The 18,223-nt window shown below is 33.2% G+C and carries 12 protein-coding genes, 3 tRNA genes and 5 pseudogenes; 12 read left to right on the forward strand and 8 right to left on the reverse strand.

Annotation, left to right across the window (positions count from 1 at the left end):
• Positions 1-14: 14 nt before the first annotated feature.
• A pseudogene (locus AC1RYN_RS04910) lies at positions 15-1,068 on the reverse strand (hypothetical protein).
• A 98-nt stretch (positions 1,069-1,166) separates the two neighbouring features.
• Here AC1RYN_RS04910 and AC1RYN_RS04915 point away from each other — a divergent pair.
• The 4 genes from AC1RYN_RS04915 to AC1RYN_RS04930 are packed head-to-tail and all read left to right on the forward strand — an operon-like array spanning position 1,167 to position 5,290.
• Complete coding sequence (locus AC1RYN_RS04915; protein WP_481806058.1) at positions 1,167-2,078, forward strand: ABC transporter ATP-binding protein; 912 nt, start codon at positions 1,167-1,169, stop codon at positions 2,076-2,078.
• Positions 2,079-2,081: 3 nt separating this feature from the next.
• Complete coding sequence (locus AC1RYN_RS04920; protein ID WP_481806059.1) at positions 2,082-2,918, forward strand: ABC transporter permease; 837 nt, start codon at positions 2,082-2,084, stop codon at positions 2,916-2,918.
• 31 nt (positions 2,919-2,949) lie between these two features.
• Positions 2,950-4,737 (forward strand): choice-of-anchor L domain-containing protein, encoded by a 1,788-nt coding sequence (locus tag AC1RYN_RS04925; protein ID WP_481806060.1) that lies wholly within the window; start codon positions 2,950-2,952, stop codon positions 4,735-4,737.
• Positions 4,682-5,290: a T9SS type B sorting domain-containing protein gene (locus tag AC1RYN_RS04930; RefSeq protein ID WP_481806061.1), complete on the forward strand. Its 609-nt coding sequence runs from the start codon at positions 4,682-4,684 to the stop codon at positions 5,288-5,290. Before AC1RYN_RS04925 ends, AC1RYN_RS04930 begins: the two co-directional genes overlap by 56 nt.
• 131 nt (positions 5,291-5,421) lie before the next feature.
• Here AC1RYN_RS04930 and typA read toward each other — a convergent pair.
• Positions 5,422-7,216 (reverse strand): annotated as a pseudogene (gene typA, locus AC1RYN_RS04935) (translational GTPase TypA).
• 172 nt (positions 7,217-7,388) lie between these two features.
• Between typA and AC1RYN_RS04940 the strand changes: the two are divergent.
• The 3 genes from AC1RYN_RS04940 to AC1RYN_RS04950 are packed head-to-tail and all read left to right on the forward strand — an operon-like array spanning position 7,389 to position 9,520.
• Complete coding sequence (locus AC1RYN_RS04940) at positions 7,389-7,886, forward strand: hypothetical protein (RefSeq protein WP_481806062.1); 498 nt, start codon at positions 7,389-7,391, stop codon at positions 7,884-7,886.
• Positions 7,819-9,102 (forward strand): PAS domain-containing sensor histidine kinase, encoded by a 1,284-nt coding sequence (locus tag AC1RYN_RS04945; protein WP_481806063.1) that lies wholly within the window; start codon positions 7,819-7,821, stop codon positions 9,100-9,102. Before AC1RYN_RS04940 ends, AC1RYN_RS04945 begins: the two co-directional genes overlap by 68 nt.
• A 1-nt stretch (position 9,103) precedes the next feature.
• Positions 9,104-9,520: a response regulator gene (locus tag AC1RYN_RS04950; protein ID WP_481806064.1), complete on the forward strand. Its 417-nt coding sequence runs from the start codon at positions 9,104-9,106 to the stop codon at positions 9,518-9,520.
• Between the two features lie 111 nt (positions 9,521-9,631).
• On the opposite strand, the gene rpsT is transcribed toward AC1RYN_RS04950, so the two are convergent.
• The 5 genes and pseudogenes from rpsT to proS all read right to left on the reverse strand — a co-directional run bounded on the left by rpsT (position 9,632) and on the right by proS (position 11,897).
• The gene (gene rpsT, locus AC1RYN_RS04955) at positions 9,632-9,883 is read right to left on the reverse strand and encodes a 30S ribosomal protein S20 (RefSeq protein ID WP_035622425.1); all 252 of its coding nucleotides are present in this window, start codon (positions 9,881-9,883) and stop codon (positions 9,632-9,634) included.
• Positions 9,884-10,035: 152 nt separating this feature from the next.
• A tRNA-Glu gene (locus AC1RYN_RS04960) sits at positions 10,036-10,107 on the reverse strand.
• A 42-nt stretch (positions 10,108-10,149) separates the two neighbouring features.
• Positions 10,150-10,221, reverse strand: a tRNA-Glu gene (locus tag AC1RYN_RS04965).
• A 48-nt stretch (positions 10,222-10,269) separates the two neighbouring features.
• Positions 10,270-10,341 (reverse strand) — tRNA-Glu (locus AC1RYN_RS04970).
• A gap of 76 nt (positions 10,342-10,417) precedes the next feature.
• Positions 10,418-11,897 (reverse strand): annotated as a pseudogene (gene proS, locus AC1RYN_RS04975) (proline--tRNA ligase).
• Between the two features lie 100 nt (positions 11,898-11,997).
• Here proS and AC1RYN_RS04980 point away from each other — a divergent pair.
• The 5 genes and pseudogenes from AC1RYN_RS04980 (at position 11,998) to AC1RYN_RS05000 (ending at position 17,760) form a co-directional block, all read left to right on the forward strand.
• Positions 11,998-13,101 carry a hypothetical protein gene (locus AC1RYN_RS04980; protein WP_481806065.1) on the forward strand — a complete coding sequence of 368 codons (1,104 nt, stop codon included), beginning with the start codon at positions 11,998-12,000 and terminating at the stop codon, positions 13,099-13,101.
• Between the two features lie 45 nt (positions 13,102-13,146).
• Entirely contained in the window at positions 13,147-14,727 is a 1,581-nt protein-coding gene (locus tag AC1RYN_RS04985; RefSeq protein WP_481806066.1) for an OmpP1/FadL family transporter, read from the forward strand.
• A gap of 241 nt (positions 14,728-14,968) precedes the next feature.
• A pseudogene (gene rimO, locus AC1RYN_RS04990) lies at positions 14,969-16,286 on the forward strand (30S ribosomal protein S12 methylthiotransferase RimO).
• Positions 16,287-16,329: 43 nt separating this feature from the next.
• Positions 16,330-16,572 (forward strand): hypothetical protein, encoded by a 243-nt coding sequence (locus tag AC1RYN_RS04995; protein ID WP_481806067.1) that lies wholly within the window; start codon positions 16,330-16,332, stop codon positions 16,570-16,572.
• Between the two features lie 291 nt (positions 16,573-16,863).
• A pseudogene (locus AC1RYN_RS05000) lies at positions 16,864-17,760 on the forward strand (N-acetylmuramoyl-L-alanine amidase).
• A gap of 262 nt (positions 17,761-18,022) precedes the next feature.
• On the opposite strand, the gene AC1RYN_RS05005 reads toward AC1RYN_RS05000, so the two are convergent.
• Positions 18,023-18,196 (reverse strand): hypothetical protein, encoded by a 174-nt coding sequence (locus tag AC1RYN_RS05005; RefSeq protein WP_481806068.1) that lies wholly within the window; start codon positions 18,194-18,196, stop codon positions 18,023-18,025.
• Positions 18,197-18,223 lie beyond the last annotated feature (27 nt).

The raw sequence follows: 18,223 nt of genomic DNA on the forward strand, positions 1-18,223 counted from the left end.
ATAAATTTAAGTTTCTATATAAGATTAGTGTTTTTGAAATTTCTAGTAATAAAACCAAATGCAGCCGACATAATGTGCCCCATTGACTTCGCGTTTTTAAAATTCAAATCATTAGTATAACGGTATAATTCCATTTTTAGTTGATTTAAATTTGCTTCGGGTGAAATAGTATCCTCACTCATTATATGTAATAACTTTTTAATTCTATTATCAGCAGAGTGAATACGTTTTGCTAAAATTGCACGCTCTTCATCTTTATATTGCACAATTGACCGATCTTCTAGTTTATCTTTAATCAATTCAATCATTGGGTAATTTTCTTTAAAGAACTGAGGCCTATACACTTTAAAATTTCCTTCATAACATTGCTGATCAAAATCGATTGGACGAATTTTATATACTACTTGGTCAAAATCATGAATCGGAACAATCACATAATTATATGCCCGCATATCTCCCAAAAGTCTAATCATACAACGTTCATTGAATTTCACAAATTCTTTAGCAATTTGAGATTTTTCTGTTTCTGTACAATTTTTAAGTAATGTACTCATAAAAATATCTCCCGGAATACCAATTATATGCTCTTCGATTAAAGTATCCTTATATACCAAAAAGTTGATTTTATCAGGAGATAATATTTCCTCTAATTCAAGACCATAAATTCGAGAAGCATCTGCCTTTTTAATATAAAAATGAACATAGTTGTCATTTAAAATATTTCGAACTTTAATTCTGAAAGGTTTAGAATTACCAAAAGTACAATAATCGATTGCATCAATATTCAAGAATTGGATAATATCAGTATTACCATCGGAATGCAAAAGCGAATAGATTTTCTTTAAATTCAAATCAATTTCATTTCTCTCAAACTCATTATAATAAACACGGATCCACAAGGTATCTTTATCATGTTTATCATATACATTTATAGCACCTGAAAAACGCAATAAATCATCATAAAAAACCAGAAACCTTTGAGATTCGTTCATAACGTTCTAAATAATCCAACAGCGGGTTTGTTAATGGATAGGATGGTTTTTTAAAAAACATTAAAGGTTCACTCATTTTGAATATATTTGATACAAATTTACATTAAATATAAACCATACAGTAACAAAAACTAAACTGACACGTCTTACTAAAAACTAAAACCGCAAATAAATTTGGAAACAATACTTACAATACAAAACCTTCATAAAAGATATGGTCGAGTTCAGGCCCTAAAGGATATTTCTTTCGAAATAAAAAAAGGTCGCGTTTATGGAATTCTAGGCCCTAACGGAAGTGGAAAATCTACAACATTAGGAATCGTTTTAAATGTAGTAAACAAAACTTCTGGGCAATACAGCTGGTTTGACGGAAAAATACAAACACATGATGCATTAAAAAAAGTAGGTGCTATTATCGAAAGGCCCAACTTTTACCCCTACATGACTGCTGAAGAAAATCTGAAATTGGTTTGTAAAATCAAGAATATTGATTATTCTAAAATAACCGAAAAATTAGAATTAGTAGGTTTAAACGAACGAAAAAACAGTAAGTTTAGTACTTTTTCATTAGGAATGAAACAGCGTTTAGCCATTGCGTCAGCTTTATTGAACGACCCCGAAATATTAATTCTTGATGAACCTACAAATGGTTTAGATCCCCAAGGAATTCATCAGATCCGTGACATCATAAAAAAAATAGCCTCACAAGGAACAACTATATTACTTGCCTCTCATTTATTAGATGAAGTCGAAAAAGTATGCACTGATGTTGTGGTTTTAAGAAAAGGAGAAATTTTATATTCTGGACCAGTTGGTGGTATGTCTGCAAATGAAGGCTTCTTCGAAATACAAGCTGATGACACAGAAAAATTAATTGCTGCTACAGAAAGTCATCCTGCTGTTGATCGTGTTATAAAAGAAAAAGAAATGATTTTGGTTTATTTAAAAAATGATTTAAATGCCGCAGATTTAAACCGCTTTTTATTTTTACAAAACATCACCTTAAACCACTTAGTAAAACGTAAAAACAGTTTAGAAGAACAATTTCTAGAACTAACCAATAATACTTCTATAAAAAATAAATAAGCCATGAACAGACTTCTCTCTATAGAGCTACAAAAGATTTGGAAAAATAAAGCCAGTCGTATACTAACGTTAACCTATTTTATTCTTCTTTCATTTATCGCATTAATTGCCTCTATAAAATTTAACTTAGGAATTTTTAAATTTCATCTAGCCGAAATGGGAATTTTTAATTTCCCTTTCATTTGGCATTTCAACACCTATATAGCAGCTTTATTAAAATTTTTCTTAGCAATAGTAATTGTCTCTATGATGGCAAATGAATATAGCTATGGTACTTTAAAACAAAACCTTATTGATGGACTAAGCAAAAAAGAGTTTGTTTTATCAAAATTCTACACTGTAATTTTATTTGCTTTTTGCTCTACTGTATTTGTATTTATAATGAGCTTAATCTTAGGGTTGTGTTTTTCTTCTTATACCGAAATTGGAATTATCTTTTCAGATATGGAATATCTTTTTGCTTTTTTTATAAAACTAATTGGATTTTTTTCCTTCTGTTTGTTTTTAGGAATATTGGTAAAACGCTCTGCATTTGCATTAGGATTTTTACTCGTTTGGAGTATTCTTGAAGGTTTTATAAAAACTATTTTTACATTTATACTTTTTCCAGAAAGTAAATTTGCTGATTATTTTATTCAATTACTTCCTTTAGAGGCCATGTCTAATTTAATTATTGAACCTTTCACGAGATTATCAGTCGTAAAGAATATTGGAGTACAAATGGGAGTTGAAAACACAAAAAACTATAATGTTGATTACGTTTCAGTCGTAATTGTTCTGATCTGGACATTCCTTTTCATTTTCTTTTCATACAAACTATTAAAGAACCGAGATCTATAGTATATTTGTTTATACTTTTTTTTAGAAAATAATGGAGTCAATAAAAATAATCATATCAGCAATTTTTATCTTTTTTCTTGGAACAAAAGTCAATGCGCAATACATGATTATTGATGAAACTAAAACATCTCAAGAATTAATAGAAAAGGTATTAGTGAATAGTTCCTGTGCCACAGTAACAAACCCACAAACAACTGGTGACGAATATACACCGGGACAAAAAAGTTTTGCCTATTTTAATGCTGGTACAAGTAATTTTCCTTTTAAAGAAGGTGTTGTACTTAGTACCTGGAGTAGTCAAAACTCGATTGGACCTTTACAAAATGATGATGGTGGCGGAGGAAGCAACTCTTGGTTAGGTGATTCCGATTTGGATCAAATATTAGGTATTAATTCTATAAATGCTACTGTTTTAGAATTTGATTTTACACCATTAACAAATTTCATAAGCTTCAATTATATTTTTGCTTCAAATGAATACCAAAATGTATATCCATGCTATTATTCTGACGGCTTTGCTTTTCTTATAAAAGAAAAAAACAGCAGTGACCCATACAAAAATTTAGCAGTGTTACCAAACACTAATATACCGGTTTCATCTATGAATGTTCGACCAAAAGTTAATCCAGTTACAGATAATAAAGGCAATATCATCCCTGGATGCCCAGCAGTGAATGAAATTTATTTTAACGGACTTAATACCGTTGGATCTGGCGCTACAAATTATGCTGGACAAACTATTGTAATGAAATCCGAAACCAATGTAGTTGCAGGAAAAACGTATCATATAAAATTAGTAATAGCAGATGACAGAAACGCATACTATGATTCGGCTATTTTCCTTGAAGCAGGGAGCTTTACTTCTGAAATAGATTTAGGAGAAGACCGGGAAACAACCACAAACAATCCTTTATGCTATGGAGACGAATTAATACTAGACACAAAACTATATTCTCCAGCAGGGTCAAATTATACATATGAATGGTACAAAGACGGTGTTAAAAATAATACAGAAACAGGACCAACATACACAGTTAAGGAAGCTGGAACATATAAGGTAAATGTTTTGATGTCTCCTTCTACCTGTTCTGCTTCTGATGAAATAAAAATTGAATATGCACCAGAAATCATTGTTACAAATACCACATTAATTCAATGTGATATCGATTCAGATAATAGCACTACATTTAATCTAACCAAAGTTGATGCAATAATAAAAAACAATAATCCAGATCTAAGCATCGCCTATTATAAATCATTAACAGATGCTCAAGCAAAATTAGATCCAATTACTGATCCTAAAAACTATATCAACAGCTCTGCTACAGAAACAATTCATGCAAGAGTTGAAAATAAATATGGCTGTACAAAATATGCTGAGCTGGAATTAAAAATAGCAGCTAATACCATTCTCATACAAAATCCTATTGCTGTTTGCGATGAAGACACAGATGGATTGTATGAATTTAATTTAGACACCCAAGTTACTCCACAGCTTATAAACGGGCTGCCTACAGGATTATTAGTAAATTATTATCTAACTGAAAACAATGCAATCACTGAGGTAAATCCTTTACCTAATAATTTCAAAAATACAATTGCATTTAATCAAACCATATACGCCCGTATTATTAATGGTCCAGACTGTTATGCTGTGACTCCAATTGAGCTAATAATCAATGTATTTAACCCTCCTAATTTTGATACTGAAACCTTCTTTTTATGTAAAGATGCAATAATTGATCTAACTGTTGCCACAGGGTTTGAAAGTTATAACTGGAACACCAGGGTCAACCTCAAATACTATTTCTGTAAGTAGCGTTGGGAATTATTCTGTTACAGTATCTGATATAAATGGTTGCGAAAAAACGAAGAAATTCAATGTTGTTGCCTCTGATGTAGCTATAATTACCGGAACTAAGATTAAAGATTTTTCGGCAAATGAAAATTCAGTTTTAGTGGAATATAATGGAATTGGAAATTATGAATTCTCACTAGATGGAATAGATTATCAAGATAGCCCTTTATTTAAAGGTATTTTAGCTGGAATTTACAAATCATATGCAAGAGATAAGAATGGATGTGGAACAACTATATCATCAGTATTCTACGTTCTTGACTACCCAAGATTCTTCACTCCTAACGGAGATGGTTATAATGACACTTGGCGGATTAAAAATCTAGACGAGATGCCCGATTACTCTATCTCTATATTTGATCGTTATGGAAAGTTAATAAAACAAATGAACGCTACAAACATAGGATGGGATGGAAATTATACAGGACGCCAACTACCCTCCGATGATTACTGGTTTACTTTGATATTTGAAAATGGAAAAGAAGTCAAAGGTCACTTCAGTTTAAAAAGATAACCAATCTACAAAATCATTAAATTTTTGAAACTTTCCATTATTTTAAAAATATCGTAGAAAAAATTATCTAAAAATTAAACATAAAAAAAGCCATTCTGTGTGAATGGCTTTTTTAGTACTATATAATCTGATTATATTTTAAATCTTTTTCTATCAGTTTCTGTCAAATAGATTTTTCTCAAACGAATAGATTTTGGAGTCACCTCTACATATTCATCTTTTTGAATGTATTCCAAAGCTTCCTCTAATGAGAAAATAATTGGAGGAATGATTCTTGCTTTTTCATCATTTCCAGATGAACGAACGTTAGATTGTTTTTTCTCCTTAGTTACGTTTACACACATATCATCAGCACGAGAGTTTTCTCCAATTACCTGACCTTCGTAAATTTCAGCATTTGGCTCAACGAAAAACTTACCACGATCTTGCAATTTATCGATAGAATAAGGAATAGCTTTTCCTTTTTCCATAGAAATTAATGAACCTTTGTTACGTCCAGAAATTTCTCCTTTGTAAGGCTCGTATCCTATAAAACGGTGTGACATAATAGCTTCACCTGCAGTAGCAGTAAGCAATTGATTTCTTAATCCAATAATTCCACGTGAAGGAATATTAAATTTAATAATCATACGCTCACCCTTAGTCTCCATGCTTAACATTTCACCTTTACGAACTGTTACAAACTCAACTGCTCTACCTGAAAGGTTTTCTGGCAAATCGATTGTTAATTCCTCAATTGGCTCACATTTTTTACCATCAATTTCTTTGATGATAACTTGTGGCTGACCGATTTGTAATTCGTAACCTTCTCTTCTCATTGTTTCAATAAGAACAGATAAGTGAAGTACACCACGACCAAAAACCATGAATTTATCAGCAGAATCAGTTTCACCTAACTTCATAGCTAAGTTTTTCTCTAATTCTTTTGTCAATCTTTCTCTAATATGACGAGATGTTACAAATTTACCCTCTTTCCCAAAGAAAGGAGAATCATTAATTGTAAACAACATACTCATTGTAGGCTCATCAATAGCAATTGTTTGTAAAGCTTCTGGATTTTCGTGATCAGCAATAGTGTCACCAATTTCAAAACCTTCAACTCCAATAATCGCACAGATATCACCTGCAATTACTTGCTCTACTTTTTTACGACCAAGTCCTTCAAAAGTGTGCAATTCTTTGATTCTTGATTTTATAACTTTACCATCTCTTTTTACCAAAGAAATAGCCATACCTTCTTTTAAAATTCCTCTTTCAAGACGACCAATAGCGATACGACCTGTAAATGCAGAGAAATCTAAAGATGTAATTAACATTTGTGGAGTTCCTTCAGAAACTTTAGGAGCAGGAACATTAGCAATTACCATATCTAGTAAAGGCTCTATGTTTTCTGTTTGATTTCTGAAATCATCAGACATCCAGTTATTTTTAGCTGATCCATAAACAGTTGGAAAATCCAATTGCTCTTCTGAAGCACCTAATTCAAACATTAAGTCAAAAACTTTTTCATGTACTTCTTCTGGAGTACAGTTTTCTTTATCAACTTTATTGATAACAACACATGGCTTCAACCCTAAGTCGATTGCCTTTTGTAATACAAAACGAGTTTGTGGCATTGGTCCTTCAAAAGCATCTACTAGCAAACATACACCATCGGCCATGTTTAGTACACGTTCTACTTCACCACCAAAATCGGCGTAACCAGGTATCGATAATATTGATTTTAGTTCCTTTATATTGAACCGAAACGTTCTTAGAAGTAATAGTAATACCCCTCTCACGCTCTAAATCATTATTATCAAGAATTAAATCACCTGTGTTTTCGTTGTCACGAAATAACTGACAGTGATACATAATTTTATCAACCAAAGTGGTTTTACCGTGATCGACGTGGGCAATAATTGCAATATTTCTAATAGATTCCATCTGAGATTTTTAATGGGTGCAAAGGTACACTTTTTTTTAATATAAAAACTATTTCGGGAATAGTTTACATATTCTTAACTGATTACGTACAAAAAATAGCTTTATTTCAAGGCTTTTAAATATCTTATAATCGATGTTTAATAATTTGGTAATTATTAATTATATTTGAGTAATGAAAAACAAAACCAATCAAATTACATTAATTTACTTTGTCATTTCTCTATTTCTGGCAATCATTTGCCACAAATACCTGCTTAACAATATCTCAAATACTCAATACTACTATTTCAGCTTCATAAAAGATCTTATTTTCATTATTTTAACAGGCCTACTCTACAGGTATATACTATCAAAAAACGACGCCAGAAACATCACAGTATTCGAAAAACTAAAAAAATCGAATGACGAAATTAAAGAATCAAACGAAAAATATAACATAGTTGCAAAAGCAACCAGTGACACAATTTGGGACTGGAAAATTCAAGAAGACAACATAACCTGGAACAAAGGAATCGAAAATGTTTTTGGGTACAAACAAGAAGAAGTTGGTGACAGCTCGAGATGGTGGTTTGACAAAATCCACCCTGAAAGACAGCATCAGAATGTCGGTAAAACTATATTCATTCATAGAACAAAAAACAGAAAAATGGCAAGATCAATATCGCTTTAGATGTGCCGATACCACATATAAATATGTACTGCACCGCAGCTTCCTTTTAAAGGATGAAAACGGAAGAGCAATCAGAATGATTGGTGCTATACAAGATATCACAAAACAAAAAGAAGAAGAGCAACGATTAAAACTACTTGAAACTGTAATTACTCAATCCAGAGATTCTATCTTAATTACCGAAGCCGATTCACATGATGGCAAAATCCCTAAAATCGTATATGTAAACCCATCTTTTTCAAAAATGTCCGGATACCAATCTGAAGAGATAGTAGGAAAATCACCTAATATCTTTAAAGGCCCTAAATCCGACTCTAGCGAACTACGAAAACTAATAAAAGCAATAAAAAACAAAGAAGAATGCTCTATAGAAACCATTAGCTACACCAAAAACAAAGAGGAGTACTGGGTTCGCTATTCGATGATCCCTATTTTTAATGCCGAAAACGAAGTTTCGCACTGGATATCGATTCAAAGAGATACAACTGAAGAAAAAAAACTAGAAAAAGAAAAAGAGCACCTTATCAGAGAATTAACTCAAAACAACAAAGACTTAAAGCAATTCTCTTACATAACCTCCCACAACCTCAGATCACCATTATCAAACCTAACCGGATTATTAAACCTCATAGAAGACATTCCAATAGAAAACGAAGAGTTAAAAGAAATACTAAACGGATTCAATAAGTCAACCCATTTACTAAACGAAACCATCAATGATTTAGTAAAAGTTATTATAATTAAAGACAATCCATCAATCCAGAAAGAAGAGGTTTTATTAAACGAAGTTTTCGAGAATGTATTCAACCAGCTAAGTTTTCAAATTGAATTACACAAGCCAATAATAAAACTAAATTTTGAAAAAGTAACAGTATTAAACATCAACAAAGCCTATTTAGAAAGCATATTATTAAACCTATTAACCAATTCAATTAAATACAGATCAAAAGACCGCAAATTAAAAATCACCATTTCAGCCAATCAAACCGAAGACAGCATAATACTAACCTTTAAAGACAACGGAATTGGAATTGACCTTGAAAGAAACAGAGATAAAGTTTTCGGACTTTACCAAAGATTCCACAACTACCCCGACAGCAAAGGACTTGGATTATACCTAGTAAAATCTCAAGTAGAAACAATGGGAGGAACAATCAGTATAGACAGCGAGGTTAACAAAGGAACCTCATTTACTCTAATATTTAAAAATAAATAAAATGTTTGATCAAATTTTATGCATAGACGACGACCCCATAGCGCTAATGTTATGTAAAAAAGTAATCACAAAAGCTGAGTTTTCTATAGAAATAATAACTGCACAAAACGGAGAAGAAGCTTTATTATACTTCAACTCTCTTAAATACAACACTAAGCCTACCGATCTTAACGATAAAAAACCACGGCTTATTTTCTTAGACCTAAACATGCCTGTAATGGGTGGTTGGGAATTCCTAGACCACTTCTCTACATCTAACTACTCTGACTTCAACACCACCAACATAATCATACTATCTTCTACAATTGACCCAGAAGATTTAGAAAAGGCAAAAAACTACCCAATGATACTTGACTTTCTTTCAAAACCAATTACACTACAAATGCTTGAATACATAAAAAACAAAATGACTATTTAACAGAAGAAACTCCTTAAATAATTAAAATAATTACTCAAGGAGTTTTTTTTAAGAATAAAAAAAGCCCTCTATTAAGAGGACTTTTTAATATATTTTAAGCAAATTGCATGATTACAATTTAGCTACATGTTTCGTTAATTTAGATTTTAAATTAGACGCTTTGTTATCATGAATGATATTCTTTTTCGCTAATTTATCAATCATAGAAATTACAGTTGATAATTTTGAAGTAGCATCTTGCTTATCAGTAGCTATTCTTAATGCTTTAATAGCATTACGAGTAGTTTTGTGCTGATATCTGTTAAGAACTCTTCTTTTTTCGTTACTTCTGATTCTTTTTAATGCTGACTTATGATTTGCCATTTTTTTTTAATTTTAGATGTAATAATTATAAATACTAGTTAAAAAAGAAAAGCCTCCCATAATTGCAAAACAATCACTTTAGCTTTAACTAATAAAACAAAAACCGAGACACCAGCTCTTATTTTACAAAACTTATTCACAACTAATTTTAGTAGTCCGTAAGGGAATCGAACCCCTGTTACCAGGACGAAATCCTGAAGTCCTAACCCCTAGACGAACGGACCAGTATTCTTCTAAGTTTTTTCAATTTAACAAAAATTGAATTGTAGCCCGTAGCGGAATCGAACCGCTCTTACATGGATGAAAACCATGCGTCCTAACCGATAGACGAACGGGCCATTTTATTATTCAATCTTCAAATAACTTTTAACACGCAAAAAAAGTAGTAGCCCGTAGCGGAATCGAACCGCTCTTACATGGATGAAAACCATGCGTCCTAACCGATAGACGAACGGGCCTGCTTCCCTAATGCGGATGCAAAGATACACCTATTTTTTAGTTGCACAATAGCTAAAGCAAAAAAAAATAAAAAAATTAATATGCCTTCGCAAAAAGCACTCTTCTAGAAGAAGAATTACCAGTAAACACACAGCTTCCCGCCTCTTCTACCCCATCTAAAGGAATACATCTAATAGTTGCTTTCGTCAAGTCTTTAATCTTTTCTTCTGTAGCCGCGGTTCCATCCCAATGTGCTGATACAAAACCACCTTTATTCTCTAAAACTTCTTTAAACTCTTCAAAATTATTTACTTCTGTAATATGCGAATTACGATAATCTAATGCTTTATTATACAAATCAACTTGAATTTGAGCCAATAAATCATTCACATAAGTAACGATTCCTTCTTTTGAAACTACTTCTTTTGTTAACGTATCTCTTCTTGCAATTTCAAAAGTTCCGTTTTCTAAATCTTTAGGACCTACCGCAATTCTAATCGGCACTCCTTTTAATTCATATTCATTAAACTTAAATCCCGGCTTCTGTGTCGTTCTGTCATCATATTTCACCGCTATATTAAGCTTTCTCAATTGAGAAACCAATTCATTAACCACAACCGAAATTTCAGCCAACTGCTCATCTGTTTTATGAATAGGAACAATCACCACTTGTATAGGAGCTAAATTTGGAGGCAAGACCAATCCCTTATCATCAGAGTGTGTCATTACCAAAGCTCCCATTAATCGAGTAGACACCCCCCAAGAAGTACCCCAAACATATTCTTGCTTTCCTTCTGCATTAGCAAACTTCACATCAAATGCTTTAGCAAAGTTCTGACCTAAAAAATGTGATGTTCCTGCTTGCAACGCCTTTCCATCCTGCATTAATGCCTCGATACAATATGTTTCTTCTGCTCCTGCAAATCGCTCTGATTCCGTCTTAAGTCCTTTCACAACCGGAATTGCCATAAACCCTTCAGCAAATTCAGCATATACATTCATCATTTTTTCCGACTCTTCGATAGCCTCATTTCTTGTAGCGTGAGCTGTATGTCCTTCTTGCCATAAAAATTCGGCTGTTCTTAAAAACAATCGAGTTCTCATTTCCCAACGAACAACATTTGCCCATTGATTAATTAATAAAGGTAAATCACGGTACGATTGCACCCATCCTTTATATGTAGACCATATAATAGCTTCACTTGTTGGACGAACAATTAGTTCTTCTTCTAACTTAGCATTAGGATCTACCATTAATTTTCCGGGTTTATCCGGGTCATTTTTTAACCTATAATGCGTTACAATTGCACATTCTTTTGCAAATCCTTCGGCATTTTTCTCCTCCGCCTCAAACATGCTCTTAGGAACAAATAAGGGGAAATAGGCATTTCTGATGCCCTGTTTCTTTAAATTTTCGATCTAATTCAGCTTGCATTTTTTCCCAAATAGCATATCCGTACGGCTTAATAACCATACATCCTCTAACTCCTGAATTCTCGGCTAAATCCGCTTTTACAACCAGCTCGTTATACCATTTTGAATAATCTTCTGATCTTGTAGTAAGGTTCTTACTCATATTGAATAGTTTGGCACAAATTTTGTTTAACTTATTTTAACTAAATAGTTTCACAAAACTAACTATTTTTGTATTGTCCAACAATAAAAAACCCACAGATATGAAAACTAATATTTTTTCCCAAAAAAACACAGTGCTTTTTTCAATTACAGGTCTACTGTGTTTACTAGTAACTTCGTGTGGTTCTTATCAAAATAGTTCCTATTACGACAATGATGGAATATACGGAACATCATCTAATAATTACACTGAAAGAGTCACAACAACTGGCACCAATAATCAATATAAAGAATATTTTAGCTCCTTACAAAACAATGACGAGCCTACTGAAATCTTCACAAATGTTGATAATTACGGTTCTTACAACGAATCGGATGACAGTATAGCAAACTCAGGCATTAGCTATGCTAGCTGGGGAAGCAACGTTCAAGATGTATCAGTGAATATATACCCAAACACTTGGGGATTATCTTTTGGCCTAGGATTTGGTTACCCTTATTATGGTGGTTTCGGATACGGATACGGATATGGTTATGGTTATGGTTATGGTTGGGGCTATCCTTATTATGGTGGCGGATTAGGTTGGGGTTACCCTTCATACTACCCTTATTATGGATATAGACCTTATTATGGATACCGCAACAACTACAACTACTCATACAATGCTGGCCGAAGAGGAGCTATGTATGACAATGGTATAAATCGTAATAACTATTATTCTAACAGAAACTACTCTAATAGAAGTTACTCTAATAGAAACTCAGATTACTCTGTAAACAGAAGAGGTACCAGCAACAATAACTACACAGATAGAAGAACTAATTCTCAAAACTCAAACTTCACCACTAGAAGAGGAAGTAGTAACACTAATTACACAGATTACAGAAGAAACGACTCTTACAATACAACCAGAAACAACGGTAATTCTAATTACACCAGAAGAGATCAATCTTCAAACAGCACTTACGCCCCAACACGAAGAAATCAATCATCGGGTTCACAAAATAATACTTATACTCCAACACGTAGAGACAACAGCAGTAACACTGCGCCTACTAGAACTTACAACCCTAGCAGCTCAAACAGCGCACCTACAAGATCTTACACACCTAGTTCATCAGGTCGTTCATACGATGCCGGTGGTGGCGGAAGAACTTCTGGTGGCGGTGGAGGAGGAAGATCTTCTGGCGGAGGAAGAAGATAATCCAATTCTTCTTTAATTAAATTAAAATTTACCTGAATTACAATTATGAAAAAGTATATATTCCTAATCCTTACTGGACTATCTATTAGCGCAATACAAGCTCAAGACATCACTGATGCAATGCGCTATTCACAAGACAACCTAAACGGAACTGCTCGTTTCCGCGCTATGGGAGGTGCATTTGGAGCACTTGGTGGTGATTTATCTTCACTAAATATTAACCCAGCTGGTTCTGCAATATTCGCAAACAATCAATTTGGCGTAACATTGAGCAATTATAATACTAAGAATAATTCTAATTATTTTGGAACAAAATCCAAAGATAGTGACAACTCATTCATACTAAATCAAGCTGGTGGTGTTATGGTTTTTAAAAACTATGATCAAAAGAGCAACTGGAAAAAATTATCTGTAGCAGTTAATTATGAAAACACCAACAACTATAATAATGATGTCTTTTCTATGGGAGTAAATCCAACAAACTCTATAGATCAATATTTTTTAAATTATGCCAACACTGGTAATGGTGGTGCTCCTGTACCTCAAAAATTCGTCAAAACAAATAGCGGAGAATCTATCAGTAACCTATATCGCTATCTAGGTAATAGCTTACCAAGTTTTCAATATCCTGGATTAAGCGGTCACTCAGCTCAACAAGCAATGTTAGGATACCAAGGCTTTATAGTTGAACCAACAGATGCAACCAATCCAAATAGTCCATACTACTCACTTGTTCCTGCTGGAGGAAATTATTATCAGGAAAATGAGATTCACTCTAATGGTTATAATGGAAAATTATCTTTTAATGCCGCTACATCTTATAAAGACAAATTATTTATAGGAATAAATTTGAATTCTCATTTTGCAGATTACACTAGAAACACTAGTTTTTACGAAGACAATGCTAACAACACAAGTGCAGTTGACCAAATAAACAGATTACGTTTTGACAATCAATTATACACTTACGGAAATGGTTTTTCTTTTCAAGTGGGTGCTATTGCAAAAGTAACTGATCAGGTACGATTAGGTCTTGCATACGAATCAAACACTTGGTATAAGCTTTATGACGAAACTACACAGAAATTAGTAACTGTAAGAAGCAATAACGTCGGAGAATTACCTCCTACTATAGTTGACCCACAAATTATTAATGTATATGAGTCATACAAACTACAGACCCCAGGAAAATGGACTGCCAGTTTTGCATACGTTTTTGGTAAAACCGGATTATTAAGTGTTGATTACGCTATAAAAGATTATGGCAACACTAAATTTAAACCCACAAATGACAGCCACTTTAGAGGTGTAAACAACACCATGAGCAATGAATTAACTAGCAGTAGCGAAGTACGAGTTGGTGCCGAATATAAAATCAAACTACTTAGCTTAAGAGCTGGTTACAGATACGAGCAAAGCCCATACAAAGACAGCGCTACAATGGGCGATTTAAATGGCTACTCTGGAGGTTTGGGATACAATTTTGGAGCAACCAAAGTAGATCTAGCTTACTCTTACACAAAAAGAAACTCTCACCAAGGATTCTTTAACCAAGGATTCACAGATGGCGCTAATATCAATACAAAATTCAACAATATTTCATTGACAATGTTATTTGAATTATAATTAAATAACAACACACCTATATAAATCCGTCTGATTCTTTATCAAGACGGATTTTTTTATCCTTATGCCGACAGCCATCAAGAAGGAGCACATCCTTTTTATGACTGTAGCCAGATAGAGAAAGATACAATACCCATCTAGTAAATACTCCCAAGCCTAACAACACCAACCTCAGAAAAAAGGAGGAATCATGGTGTTTCTAGGAATAAAAAATGTAATTTGCACTCCAATTTATAAAAGTATGAGAACCAAGTCTTTAAAAAAGAATAAAATCAACGTAATCACTCTTGGGTGTTCGAAAAATGTATATGATAGTGAAGTACTTATGGGTCAACTTCGCGCTAACGGAAAAGAAGTAACACATGAAGCTCCTGCTGCCGAAGAAGGCAATATTATTGTTATAAATACCTGTGGCTTTATTGACAACGCTAAAGCTGAGTCAGTAAACATGATTTTAGAGTATGCTGACAAAAAAGAAAAAGGATTAGTAGACAAAGTTTTTGTGACAGGATGTTTGTCTGAACGATACAGACCTGATTTAGAAAAAGAAATTCCAAACGTGGATCAGTTTTTTGGCACAACCGAATTGCCTCAATTACTAAAAGCATTGGGCGCTGATTACAAACATGAATTATTAGGAGAGCGTTTGACAACTACTCCAAAAAATTATGCTTATTTAAAAATTGCTGAAGGCTGTGACAGACCTTGTAGCTTTTGTGCTATCCCTCTTATGCGTGGAAAACACGTATCACAAACTATTGAAAAACTGGTAAAAGAAGCAGAAGGATTAGCTAAAAATGGTGTTAAAGAATTAATTTTAATTGCTCAGGATTTAACTTACTATGGTCTTGACATATACAAGAAAAGAAATCTAGCCGAATTACTTGAGGCTTTGGTAAAAGTAGAAGGTATTGAATGGATTCGTTTACATTACGCCTTCCCTACTGGTTTCCCAATCGGTATGTTCTTGAGGTTATGAAACGCGAACCTAAGATTTGTAATTATATTGATATTCCGTTACAACACATTTCGGACTCAATCTTAAAATCGATGCGACGTGGTACAACTCAGGCAAAAACAACTCAATTACTAAAAGATTTCCGTAAAGCTGTTCCCGGAATGGCTATTAGAACTACGCTAATTGTAGGTTATCCTGAGAGACACAAGGAGATTTTAATATTCTTAAAGACTTCGTTCAGGAAATGAAGTTTGACAGAATGGGCTGCTTTGCTTATTCGCACGAAGAAAACACACATGCCTATTTACTAGAAGATGATGTTCCAGACCAAGTAAAACAAGATCGTGCTAACGAAATCATGGAATTACAATCTCAGATTTCATGGGATTTAAACCAAGAAAAAGTAGGACAAACCTTTAAATGTATTATCGATAGAAAAGAAGGTGCTCATTTTGTTGGAAGAACTGAATTTGACAGTCCAGATGTAGATAATGAAGTATTGATTGATGCATCTAAACATTATGTAAAAACTGGAGAATTTGTTAAATATATCAAAATAATAGAAGCTACAGAATTTGATTTATACGGCGAACCTGTTTAAATTTACAATACATTTTTTGATTTTTTATTCTAAAATATAAAATATGAAAACAATTCAAGGAACAATAGTATTTGCATTTATGTTATTTTTCGCCAACCCCGTTTCTGCACAGTACGGAAATGGTTATGGAAATGGCTATGGTGGCGGTGGCTACGGAGGAGGCAGAATGAATGGTGGGATGAGTCAAGGAATGGGTGGCATTGGTCCATCTGCCAACACATCTAAACCAAAAGAAATTCCTGTTGAGGAAACTGTTGCCGAGAATAATGGAAAACATGAAGCCTGAACTTAATCTTGATGCCCTTCAGGAAATCGCAGTATCGAATGTTCTTATTGAAAGCATCAAAGAACAAGGCATACTTATGAAAAACGAAAGCAGCAGCCGAAAGACGAAAAAATAAAACAAATTCAAGCACTTTCTGAAGCTACAAACAAAAAAGTATCTAATTTTTTAAACACCGACCAAAAGGAAAAGTACACTCTTTACATGGAGCAACTAGTAGTAGTCTAAGGCGGGTCTAAAGTTCAAGAAAAAGAAAATAATTGTTTTCACGAAACATAAAAACAATTTTAAGATATGAAAAAGTATTTATACTGTTTGACTATAGCAATTGCATTATTCTTGCTCTACAAATCCTTATAAATCTAGTGAAAAAGTATACGATCAACAGCTTAAGTCACTTGAAGATAAAATTACAAGTAAAGAAGCACAACCTATACCCCCACCCAGCACAACTATAAGTATAGATACTTCATATGCAAATCAGTTGCATATTTACAAGGATTCACTTTCGCAAACTGGATCTACATCTTTACAAAATGGCATTAATACACAATGGATTGGTACCGTAAACTTCAATTTACGTAAACCAAATTTCATTATTATCCACCATACTGCACAAGACTCTTTACAACAAACTGTAAACACATTTACTAAAACAAAAACTCAAGTAAGTGCTCATTACATTATATCTAGAGATGGTAAAGTTGTTCAAATGCTAAATGATTATTTACGCGCTTGGCATGCAGGTAATTCTACTTGGGGAAAAAATACTGATCTTAATTCATCTTCATTAGGTATTGAACTTGATAACAACGGAATAGAACCTTTTTCTGAGACACAAATGAATAGTTTAATAGCTCTTTTGACAAGACTTAAGAAAGAATATAATGTGCCAACACAAAATATTTTAGGTCACGCTGATATTGCTCCGGCAATAAAACAAGATCCAAGCAAATTGTTTCCATGGAAGACATTAGCTGGGCTCGGTTTTGGAATCTGGCAAGATGAAGTCTTGAAGAAGCGCCATTTGATTTTAGAATTGAACCAGCCTTACGAATCATTGGATACAATACTAAAAATCTTACAGCTGCAATTACAGCTTTTAAACTACATTATATCCAAACAGAAGTTGACGCTGTATTAGATAGAAAAACAATAAACACTATTTATTCTATTTACAAGAAACAGTAAGAAGTTCCCAAAACTTCCCCTCATATAAAACACGTTTTAGACAATTCTAAAACGTGTTTTATTTTATAGAAACAATTTCAAATAAAAAACTGCCAAAACATTAACATGTTTTGACAGTTCAAAAAAAAATATCAATCTTAATATCTTAAAAAGAATAGGTAGCAGCTACTAATGCAAAGACCATCTTTCCTGTTGATGTAGAATTACTATCAAGAAAAATATCTTCAGAAGCACTATCTAAATCTAATCTCTGGAATTATCGTCATATTTCCAACTTTATAATTAAGCGATACGGTATTTGCAAAAATACTTGAACCCGCAATTGACTGAAACTCACTACAGCGTCTTTTGCTTCAAAATATTCCATTCGATAAGCTAATCCAAGATTATCAGGTGCTGCCTCCCTAACAACAGGAGCATGTATTAACCTTAGCAATACAATCTAACTGAACCAAGTAGACGA

The organism is Flavobacterium sp. TC780 (assembly GCF_056783245.1).

Coding starts and splice junctions, on each gene's coding strand:
- AC1RYN_RS04950 (WP_481806064.1), top strand. CDS start 9,104: ATGTTTGATCAAATTTTATGCATAGACGACGACCCCATAGCGCTAATG.
- AC1RYN_RS04940 (WP_481806062.1), top strand. CDS start 7,389: ATGAAAAACAAAACCAATCAAATTACATTAATTTACTTTGTCATTTCT.
- AC1RYN_RS04980 (WP_481806065.1), top strand. CDS start 11,998: ATGAAAACTAATATTTTTTCCCAAAAAAACACAGTGCTTTTTTCAATT.
- AC1RYN_RS04920 (WP_481806059.1), top strand. CDS start 2,082: ATGAACAGACTTCTCTCTATAGAGCTACAAAAGATTTGGAAAAATAAA.
- rpsT (WP_035622425.1), bottom strand. CDS start 9,883: ATGGCAAATCATAAGTCAGCATTAAAAAGAATCAGAAGTAACGAAAAA.
- AC1RYN_RS04925 (WP_481806060.1), top strand. CDS start 2,950: ATGGAGTCAATAAAAATAATCATATCAGCAATTTTTATCTTTTTTCTT.
- AC1RYN_RS04985 (WP_481806066.1), top strand. CDS start 13,147: ATGAAAAAGTATATATTCCTAATCCTTACTGGACTATCTATTAGCGCA.
- AC1RYN_RS04945 (WP_481806063.1), top strand. CDS start 7,819: ATGTCGGTAAAACTATATTCATTCATAGAACAAAAAACAGAAAAATGG.
- AC1RYN_RS04995 (WP_481806067.1), top strand. CDS start 16,330: ATGAAAACAATTCAAGGAACAATAGTATTTGCATTTATGTTATTTTTC.